This window comes from Limnospira sp. PMC 1279.21 (assembly GCF_032349615.1).
GTDB classification, from domain to species: domain Bacteria; phylum Cyanobacteriota; class Cyanobacteriia; order Cyanobacteriales; family Microcoleaceae; genus Limnospira; species Limnospira fusiformis.
On sequence record NZ_JARPLU010000175.1, the window covers coordinates 1 to 9,064 of the forward strand.

Below are 9,064 nucleotides of genomic sequence, written 5' to 3' on the forward strand. Positions count from 1 at the left end.
CAGATACTTTGATTGGGCGGGGATAGGGCGGGTTTATATGGTTTATCTGTGACTATGATATAGCCCGGTGAACCCGCCCCTACAGATACTTTGATCTCAAATACCAAATAGAGACTTCATGCGTTGTTTAATCCATACTAAGGGATTATTATCTAAATCATCATCCCCTAAAATACCCATTTCTCGGAGCATTTTTTGACGTTGTACTAACTCCTCTTTTCGTTCAGCTACTTTCTCGGCAATTTGGTCTGCTACCTGGGGATAACTCCCTAAAAACCGCTGAAATACATCACGACTAACCACAAACAAAATAGTGGTTTCTTTAGCCCTTACCGCCGCCGTTCTAGGTATCCCCATAATTAATGCTAATTCCCCGAAAAAATCTCCCGCTGATAAATCACGAATATGCTTATTAGCCCTTTCCGCCAAAATTTCTACCACCCCAGATAAGATGATATGAAAAGCATCACCTGGATCATCTTCATGGAAAATAAATTGATGAGGTGCGAAAGTTTCTCGGTAGCCCATTTCAATTAACCCTAATAATGCTAAATCACTCAGACCCTCAAAATAAACTACCTTCCTTAATAATGCTTGTAGGGACATATTTTGCCTTTCTAATTCCTGATATTCAGTGGTAGTGGCGGATTTTATTTTAGCAGACTGGGAAGAAGCGATAATTGGTGCAAATACCTGTTTAAGTTCCTCAGTATTTCTAATCCATAGGTCTCGCTGGGCGATAGGAATGTTGATATTATTTTGATACAGTTTGCTTTGGATGATATAATTTAAAGAACTTTGAATAGGTAGCCTAGCTTTAGGAAGTTCTATCCAAACTAACAATTCAAAATCAATACAATTTTCGCCAAAATTTCTTAGCCAAACTTGTGGCTTGGGGTGGCGTAATACTCTCGGTTCTTGACGGGCGGCCGATAGCAAAACTTCGGTGACTAAAACTGGGTCACTTCCATAGGCGACTCGCACCGGAATATGAATGCGGCTAAGTACATTACCATGACTCCAGTTAATGATTTTATTGCTCACTAAAATCTGATTGGGAACAATAATCGAAATATCATCATTAGTCACAATTACAGTAGACCTAATGGAGATTTTGCGGATAGTTCCTTCCAATTTATCAAGTTCAATATAATCGCCAACTTTAATGGGTCTTTCTAATAATAAAATTAAACCACTGACAAAGTTTTGGGCGAGTCCCTGGAAACCAAAACCCAAACCAATACCTAAACCACCAGCCAGGAAAGTAAAGGAACTCATATCAATTCCGGCAGCTTGGGGAATTAGTAAACAGCCGATAGTAATGGTAAAATAGCGGAAAATGGTGGCGATCGCCTCTCGACTACCCTCATCAAACTTTAACTTGACAAGAATCTTATCTTTGAGTAAATTACTCAGAAAGGTACAAACAAAAAAAACGGCAACGAAAGCTAAAATAACTGTGACAATTAACTGAATAGAAAGAGAAATTTCACCCAACTTTATCGGTCGAGTGAACGCCTCCCAAAAGAACCCTATCAAATACTGAATAATGTTCATATTAAGATGGTTAATTATACTCTGAAAGCCACAGCAAACACCACCCATGTAGGAGGCTTTTCTCCGGAACTAGAGCCAGCCTTAGTCATCGCATCAGGCGATCGCATTCAGGTAGAAACCTACACAGGCTATTACCTTTATAATCAAGCCCCAGAAGGATTTTTGACCCCAGAATTTATCGAACTTTGTCGCCGCCTGTCGCCGGAACGAATTGTCGGTCCTGGTCCTCACCTTCTCACTGGTCCCATTTACATCGAAAATGCCCAACCCGGAGATATTTTAGAAATCCAGTTAGAGTCAATTTACCCCCGTTTAAATGTAGGGTTTAATGCTATCAGAACCGGTTGGGGAGCCCTACCGCAACGATTTAGCCAGCCGAAATTGCGATTTATCAACCTCGATCTTACCCGAAATCTAGCCGAATTTCCCCCCCAAAGTGGGGTAAAAATTCCCCTGCGCCCATTTTTCGGAATTTTAGGAGTCGCCAGCGAAACCTCCCAGTCTTCCATACCTCCAGGAGTCTATGGGGGAAACATCGACAACCCAGAATTACAAGCCGGGTCGCGCATTTTCCTTCCCGTACTGGTTCCCGGTGGCCTATTTTCCCTGGGAGACGGACACGCAGCCCAGGGAGGCGGTGAAGTCAACACCACAGCGATCGAAACTTCCATGAATGGCACAATTAAAATTATTCTGCACAAAAACTGTTCCCTAGATGTCCCCCTAGCAGAAACCGCAACTGATATAATCACCATGGGTTTTGGTCATACCCTGGATGATGCCTTTCAGTCTACCCTAGAACGTACCATTAACCTATTAGTGCAAATCCTAGGAATTTCCCCAGAAGAAGCCTATATTCTCTGTTCCCTAGGGGTTGACTTCCGCATTACCCAAGTAGTTAATAGCCCCCAAAAAGGGGTTCATGGTGCGATCGCCAAATCCATCTTACCAGAAACTTTCCAATTTCCCCTTAACTAATCCTTAACTAATGATTTTGGAACTCTTATCCTTATCCCCAACAGAACTTTTAACCCTCGCCCTCGCCGGACTCTTAGCTGGAATATTAGCCGGATTTTTAGGAATTGGAGGCGGCACAGTATTAGTGCCTATTTTAGTCACCCTTGGCTATGTGAGTAATCAAGCAGTAGCCACCAGTATTTTCTCGGTACTAATTACCGCCATATCAGGAAGCATCCAAAATTGGCGGATGGGTTTTTTGCGAGTGAAGCGGGTAATATCAATTGGATTTTCTGCCGTAATTACTGCCATACTTGGGTCTTATATTGCTGATTTATTACCATCATCTTGGTTGTTATTCGGCTTTGGATGTTTACTGCTTTTGAATATTTACTTAGTCAAAGTCCGCCAGGATATCATCGCCAAAAAGCAACTAGATGAACAACTTAACCCCGGTTCTACTCAGCCCGAAAAAACCATTAACCCATACCTAGCCTTTATGATTACCGGGAGTCTCGCCGGACTCCTAGCCGGACTCTTTGGGGTTGGGGGCGGTGTGATTATTGTTCCCCTGCAAATTCTCCTCTTAGGGGAAACCATTAAAGCCTCCATTCAGACCAGCCTGGGGGTAATTATTATTACTGCTGCTTCCGCTTGTATCGGACACGCTATACAGGGAAATGTGCTGTGGGGGCAGGGATTTATGTTAGGCTTAGGAGGATTAGTCGGAGTACAAATTAGCACCAGATTTTTACCAAAATTACCCGATCGCATTGTCACTTTAGCCTTTAGGACACTGTTAGGAATACTCTCAATTTATATGTTTTGGCGGGCTAGTCTGTAACCTGTATTGTAACCTTTCCACTGTGCCAATATCGGAGTAAGTTATGAATATTTTAATTGTCGAAGATGAACCAGAAATTGCTCTCCTTATCCGTCGGACTTTAGAGGCGGAAGGATTTTCCTGTCAAATTAGCCAGAATGGATTAAGCGCATTAGAGATATTTCAACAACAACGACCAGATGTAATTATTCTCGATCTAATGCTTCCCGGTTTAGACGGTTTAGAAGTCTGCGCTCGTATTCGTCAACAACCCGGACAAAAAGACCCGTACATTTTAATGTTAACCGCCAAGGGAGAAGAAATCGATCGCATAGTCGGTCTGTCTACCGGAGCCGACGATTATATGGTCAAGCCTTTTAGTCCTAGGGAATTAGTAGCCAGAGTTAGAGCTTTATTGCGTCGCAGTCTCCGCCAGGGAGGACAGACCCAAACCTACCAAACCGCTCATTTTACCGTTGATATTGACCAAAGGAAAGCCAACTTTCAAAACCATGGTAATACCGAACCTTTAGACCTGACCACCTTAGAATTTAACTTATTAGCCACCTTTCTAAGTTATCCCGGTCGCGTGTGGAGTCGTACCCAATTAATCGATAAATTATGGGGAGATGACTTTTTTGGGGATGAGCGAGTAGTTGATACCCATGTAGCTAGACTACGGAAAAAAATTGAGCCCGACCCATCTCATCCCACCTTCATCAAAACTGTAACAGGAGTTGGCTACAAATTCGAGGACAACCCCTAACACCTCAACCAGTCCTTAATTTTCCGGCTCCGGTCGTGGGGGAACAAAAAATCGTAACTCTCCGTCCTCTCCCTCCTGTATTTCCACCCCCAACGCTTCCAGTTCTGTTAGCGCTCTCTCCCTAACCAAAGTATCCATGGTTTGCGAGTAAACTGTTAGCCAAGCGTTAATGCGTATCGGCACACTATCGGGATTGTCCCGCAATCCATTAGCCGCATCCCGAAATAGGGTTGCTGCTGGCTCATATCCACTAGCTTGCGCCCACTCAGAGGCGGTTTCTAGGGATTCTATGGCTGCTGGAGTGTCGCCCAGGAGTAATAGTTCATCAAGAGACTTTAACCGCCATAATCGCCAAGCACCGGGGAATTCTGGAGACAGCGCCTCAGTTCCCCGCTGCATCAATTCTACGGAAAGTTCGGGTTGAGCTTGGTAATAACCAACAGCGGTAGATAAAAATAAGTACATATCTATCCATCTAGGGTCGAGGCGGGAGATCACATCAAAAAAATTGTCATTGAGTTGAAAACCCGTCAAATTCCGCGCTTCCAAATCTCCGAAATACTGGAGAAAGTTCAGAAATACCCAATTAGCAAGGAGGTTATCAAAGCCTAAAGTGGGTAAATTTTTGACAATCTCGAGATTAGCAGCCAGTCTCTGCTCCTGCCTTTCGGCTTCGGTAGTGGTCAACTGCGGGCCGTTTTCTTCAGAAAAGCGATCGCCCAACCTAGCCCCACCCGGTGCATAGATTTGCACCCCAATGATAGCACCCAGGGCGACAACCGCGATCGCCACTGGAAAAAGACCCTCAAACCGTTTCACAGCCAAAGATGACATGGGAGGTTCCCCCAAATCTAAAATTTCCCTAAAACTTATTGTACAAAAAGATGACAATAGATAAATTATGCTTGTATAATGTCTTCAGACACACAATCGCTCCCGGAGTTCGGTATCATCATCAAATCCAGTATCATGATCACACCATCCGGGTATAATACCTGGACAACAGCCTTATGATAGCTGACTTTTAACATACCTTCCCAGGTGTATTTTAAAGCTATCGACTATTATTTAATGTCAACTGTATAGGGATTGCTTTTGCTACCCTATAAAAATATCATTTAGGCATCCAGCCAGAGAATCCAGCCAGAGGAAGATTAGATGAATCAAGCTACTAGACCTTTTTCCCCCTTGCGCGCCGTTTTAAGTGGAGCCATAGTCACCATTTCCGCTTTAACGATTCCAGGGCTCAGTGGTTCAGTAAATGCTACCTTAAAAAATAGTCCGAAAGCCGTCATTGACGAGGCTTGGCAGATTGTTAATCGAGAATATGTAGACCCCAGTTTCAACCGGATCGACTGGCTGGAAGTTCGACAACAGCTTCTCAGTAAAGAATATTCCTCTCCAGAAGAAGCATATACAGAACTGCGTAACGCCTTAGAAAAACTCAACGATCCATATACCCGATTTCTCGATCCTAAGCAGTATGAACGCCTCACCAATCAAACAGCGGGAGAACTTTCTGGGGTGGGAATGCAACTGACTTTGGATGAGAAAACTCGCCAAATTACAGTAGTTAATCCTATTAAAAATTCCCCAGCCATGGAAGCGGGAATCCAATCAGGCGATCGCATTTTAGCCATTGATGGCGAGTCTACCCAAGGGATGACCGTAGAAAAAGCAGCCGAGAAAATTCGGGGTCGGGTGGGAACTTCCATCACTTTAACCATCAGTCGCGATGAAGCTCAACAATTTGACCTGACCCTTACCCGCGCTCGCATTGAACTAGAAGCCGTCCGCTATCGCCTCAATACAGAAGGCGATCGCCAGATTGGTTACATTCAACTACAGGAGTTTAACTCCCATGCGGCTGAACAGATGCAACAAGCTATTAAAGAACTCCTGGCTCAAAATGTAGATGGATTTGTCTTAGATTTACGCGGAAATCCTGGGGGACTGTTACGCAGCAGCATTGATATCGCTAGGATGTGGGTAGACTCAGGAGCGATCGTTAGTACAATCGATCGCCACGGTAAAAGTCAGGAAATCCGCGCCAATCATACAGCCTTAACTGACTTACCCACCGTTGTCCTAGTTGATGATAACTCAGCCAGTGCTAGTGAAATTTTGGCAGGAGCAATGCAGGACAACAAGCGGGCTATGGTTATGGGAACTCGGACTTTTGGTAAAGCCCTGGTACAGTCCGTCTTTTCCTTATCTGATGGTTCCGGCTTGGCTGTCACCATCGCCCACTATTATACCCCTAACGGTACAGACATCAGCCAGAAAGGTGTCACCCCCGATATTTCCATCGAATTGACTCAGTTAGAGAAAAAGCAACTAGCTAGTGATCCCAATTTGATTGGAACTCACCAAGATCCTGGCTATGCTAAGGCGATCTTAGTTCTTAATGGTGATTTGTCTCATCCCATGGCAGTTAACTAATCTATCAGGGTGGCAACCAAATTTCAACTGCCACCCTTTTTTTTGATTGTCATGGTCATCGAGAACAGTTAACCTTGAGGGGAATGTTCAAGAGCAAAAAATTCCTATGTCAGAATCAGATCGGGCTGATTTACAGCCACGGAAACAATCACCCCCAACTATGGAGGAATGGCTGGCGATTATTTTGGCGATCGCAACTATGGGGTTTGTCTTCTTTTGGGTATTTGGGAAGATCGAACCCAAAAGCAGCTTTAGCTTACTCTCAGCTAAACCCGAAACTATCTCAGATCATCGGAGTTTAATCAATGTCTCTGATATAGTCCGTCAAGCATCCTCCAGCACAACCTCTATAATCTCTTCCTCATACACCCCAGAGTCTAAGTCTGGACCTTCAGATACAGTCAGCAGCGAATCTACAGGATTGACACTAAGCTGGCTAAACTTGGAAGGTTTACAAATAGCCTCTCCCACCACCGAGTCAACTCCGGCTACTCTCCCCTTATTTTCATCACCCACAACAGAAGCCGAAACAACCACGACCACAGACACAGAGGCGGCGGTTACATCACCCCCTGAAACTCCTACTCCCACCGAAACCTCAGAGGTTCCCAGTTCCCCTGTAACTACCGCCGAAACACCAGAAACCACTCCCACCCAGACCGCTGTAACTCCAGATTCGGCTACAACTATACTGGCTAATGTACCAGAGGAACACTGGGCGCGGGATTTTGTAGTTTATTTTGCTGACCATAATCAGGCGATCGGTGCAGAAGATGGTACATTTAACCCAGATCAGCCAGTGAGTCGGGGACAGTTTGCTCATCAGTTGCAACAATCCCTCAAAACTGACAGAATTCAACCTGATATTAAGTTTCAGGATCTACCGCAAGACCATTGGGCTAATCAGGCGATCCAAGAAGCTACCAAAATGGGTTTTCTCCGGGGTTATCCTGGGGAAGTTTTCCAACCTAATCAAGAAATGACTCATACAGAGGTCGTGGTGGCTTTGGTCAGTGGTTTGGATTTACCTACCCCCAATAATCCCCAGGAAATTCTCAAAGTTTACTCCGATGCTGATCAAATTCCTGATTGGGCTATTGGTCAAGTGGCGGCGGCGACTGAGGCGGGTTTGGTCGCCAGTCATCCAGATCGCAATACTTTTAATCCTCATCAGTCCGTCAGTCAAGCAGAGGCTATTGTCATGATTTATCAAGTATTAGTGCGATCGGGTGATGCTGAACCTATCGAGTCAGATTACCTGGTTACTCGTTAAATGTTGTGGGTTTCATACATTAACAATTAGCCTGCGTCAGAGATATAAGATTTTTCTGACGCTTTTTTTTGACACCCAAAATAGTTAAATATTCCCAAATCGGAGATGTTCCCCACGGTGATATTTTTGCCATGGCGCGCCTTGTGAAAGTCTATCTTGTATGCGATCGCATATATTGCACCGCCCCCACCAGACCCATTAACCTAGTGAAACTCAATCTTTTCGGCTTCCTTCTTCATATCTCAATCATTAGACATCAACCACCATATTTAAGCTACAATCATCACATTAAGTTAATAATTAACCATCATCCCCCATTAGTCTATGTCAGAAATTATCCAAATTCCCAAAAGTATCTGGATTATTACCCAAGATTCCCCTAACCCCTCAACATCCCCTGACACTCCTACAGAATCACAGACCCACAGGGTAGCAGTCCCGGCGCACAAAATGCAGCAAAATATGAGTCAATTTTTATTAGTAATTGGTGATGTATTTCTACAAGCGGAACAGCAAGCGTTTCAAATGCAGCAAGCCTCTGGAAACTCCCAAAAATCTCCCATGCAGCTTGACCAGGTGGAATTGTCTGTCAGAATTAATGGCAACGGAGAAGTTAGCCTCTGTAGTGACAACTTCGATCATGGGACTATCAAACTTACGTTTAAACGTCGCAAAACTTAACAAAACTTAAAAAAAAATCGGCGCGACGAGAGGGGTGGGGGGTTGACAACCGGGATGGCGATCGCTATAATTGAAACCGTGGGGGTAACATGGCTATATGCTTGATTTTTTCCTCAACCTACCTTCAGGTTAAGCCACGATTCATAGCCCCCCAACTTCAACTTAACAAAACTTAACAAAAAATCGGCGCGACGAGAGAGATGAGGGGTTGACAACCGGGATGGCGATCGCTATAATTGAAGCCGTGGGGGTAACATGGCTATATGCTTGATTTTTTCCTCAACCTACCTTCAGGTTAAGCCACGATTCATAGCCCCCCAACTTCAACTTAACAAAACTTAACAAAAAATCGGCGCGACGAGAGAGATGAGGGGTTGACAACCGGGATGGCGATCGCTATAATTGAAGCCGTGGGGGTAACATGGCTATATGCTTGATTTTTTCCTCAACCTACCTTCAGGTTAAGCCACGATTCATAGCCCCCCAACTTCAACTTAACAAAACTTAAAAAAAAATCGGCGCGACGAGAGAGATGAGGGGTTGACAACCGGGATGGCGATCGCTG

The 9,064-nt window shown here is 44.4% G+C and carries 8 protein-coding genes; 6 read left to right on the forward strand and 2 right to left on the reverse strand.

Annotated features, from left to right (window positions below):
* Window positions 1-96 precede the first annotated feature (96 nt).
* Window positions 97-1,497, reverse strand: coding sequence for a mechanosensitive ion channel domain-containing protein (locus P5683_RS20080; protein ID WP_315641986.1), 1,401 nt, complete (start codon window positions 1,495-1,497; stop codon window positions 97-99).
* Between the two features lie 66 nt (window positions 1,498-1,563).
* On the opposite strand from P5683_RS20080, the gene P5683_RS20085 reads away from it, so the two are divergent.
* Genes P5683_RS20085 through P5683_RS20095 form a run of 3 tightly spaced genes read left to right on the forward strand, consistent with a single transcriptional unit; the run spans window position 1,564 to window position 4,103 of the window.
* A complete protein-coding gene (locus P5683_RS20085) occupies window positions 1,564-2,535 on the forward strand; it encodes an acetamidase/formamidase family protein (RefSeq protein WP_006622571.1) in 972 nt (323 codons plus the stop codon).
* Window positions 2,536-2,545: 10 nt separating this feature from the next.
* Window positions 2,546-3,358, forward strand: coding sequence for a sulfite exporter TauE/SafE family protein (locus tag P5683_RS20090; protein WP_006622570.1), 813 nt, complete (start codon window positions 2,546-2,548; stop codon window positions 3,356-3,358).
* Between the two features lie 43 nt (window positions 3,359-3,401).
* Window positions 3,402-4,103 (forward strand): response regulator transcription factor, encoded by a 702-nt coding sequence (locus P5683_RS20095; RefSeq protein ID WP_315640972.1) that lies wholly within the window; start codon window positions 3,402-3,404, stop codon window positions 4,101-4,103.
* A 15-nt stretch (window positions 4,104-4,118) separates the two neighbouring features.
* Here the strand turns inward: P5683_RS20095 and P5683_RS20100 are convergent, their stop codons facing one another.
* Window positions 4,119-4,937, reverse strand: coding sequence for a hypothetical protein (locus tag P5683_RS20100; protein WP_035758947.1), 819 nt, complete (start codon window positions 4,935-4,937; stop codon window positions 4,119-4,121).
* 324 nt (window positions 4,938-5,261) lie between these two features.
* Here P5683_RS20100 and ctpB point away from each other — a divergent pair, with 324 nt between their 5' ends.
* From ctpB to P5683_RS20115, 3 genes are all read left to right on the forward strand, one after another.
* A complete protein-coding gene (ctpB, locus tag P5683_RS20105) occupies window positions 5,262-6,545 on the forward strand; it encodes a carboxyl-terminal processing protease CtpB (RefSeq protein ID WP_006622567.1) in 1,284 nt (427 codons plus the stop codon).
* Window positions 6,546-6,651: 106 nt separating this feature from the next.
* Window positions 6,652-7,818, forward strand: coding sequence for an S-layer homology domain-containing protein (locus tag P5683_RS20110; protein WP_006622566.1), 1,167 nt, complete (start codon window positions 6,652-6,654; stop codon window positions 7,816-7,818).
* 324 nt (window positions 7,819-8,142) lie between these two features.
* Entirely contained in the window at window positions 8,143-8,499 is a 357-nt protein-coding gene (locus P5683_RS20115; protein WP_006622565.1) for a hypothetical protein, read from the forward strand.
* Window positions 8,500-9,064: the final 565 nt, after the last annotated feature.

Excerpts from the sequence above, each read along its gene's own strand:
- P5683_RS20085 (WP_006622571.1), top strand. The coding sequence starts at position 1,564 with ATGGTTAATTATACTCTGAAAGCCACAGCAAACACCACCCATGTAGGA.
- P5683_RS20090 (WP_006622570.1), top strand. The coding sequence starts at position 2,546 with ATGATTTTGGAACTCTTATCCTTATCCCCAACAGAACTTTTAACCCTC.
- P5683_RS20095 (WP_315640972.1), top strand. The coding sequence starts at position 3,402 with ATGAATATTTTAATTGTCGAAGATGAACCAGAAATTGCTCTCCTTATC.
- P5683_RS20100 (WP_035758947.1), bottom strand. The coding sequence starts at position 4,937 with ATGTCATCTTTGGCTGTGAAACGGTTTGAGGGTCTTTTTCCAGTGGCG.
- ctpB (WP_006622567.1), top strand. The coding sequence starts at position 5,262 with ATGAATCAAGCTACTAGACCTTTTTCCCCCTTGCGCGCCGTTTTAAGT.
- P5683_RS20110 (WP_006622566.1), top strand. The coding sequence starts at position 6,652 with ATGTCAGAATCAGATCGGGCTGATTTACAGCCACGGAAACAATCACCC.
- P5683_RS20115 (WP_006622565.1), top strand. The coding sequence starts at position 8,143 with ATGTCAGAAATTATCCAAATTCCCAAAAGTATCTGGATTATTACCCAA.